Below are 485 nucleotides of genomic sequence, written 5' to 3' on the forward strand. Positions count from 1 at the left end.
TCCAGGCCGGAAGTGACTTTACCGAAAACGGCATAGCCGTAGCCTTGAGGGGTTTTGCTTTTGAAATTCAAAAAGTCGTTGTTTGCTGTATTGATAAAAAACTTGCTGGTTGCTGAATTCGGATCGCCGGTGCGCGCCATTTCGATGGTACCGACATTATTTTTCACGCCGTTGTATGCTTCATTGGTGATGGCTTTATCGGTAGATTTTTGTACCATATTCTCGGTAAATCCGCCGCCTTGAATCATAAAATTGTCGATAACGCGGTGGAAAATCGTGTTGTCGTAAAAACCTTTTTTGGCGTAATTGACAAAGTTTGCCACGGTTTTCGGCGCTTTGACTTCATCCAGCTCCAGTTGGATGTTGCCCATATTGGTTTCAATCACTGCATGGGTAACTGCTTGTGCTTGTACGGAAAGTGAGAGTGCAAGGGCGCACAGGGTCAGTTTGATGGATTTTTTCATATGTCTTCTCGAATGATGTAT

General features: G+C 44.1%; 1 protein-coding gene. It reads right to left on the reverse strand.

Annotation, left to right across the window (positions count from 1 at the left end; translation table 11 throughout):
* The coding region (locus tag ACTHUM_RS19165) for a peptidylprolyl isomerase (protein WP_440403864.1) at window positions 1-464 on the reverse strand (464 nt) is incomplete at its 3' end.
* Window positions 465-485: the final 21 nt, after the last annotated feature.

It is taken from the genome of Neisseria sp. P0021.S006, assembly GCF_051956895.1.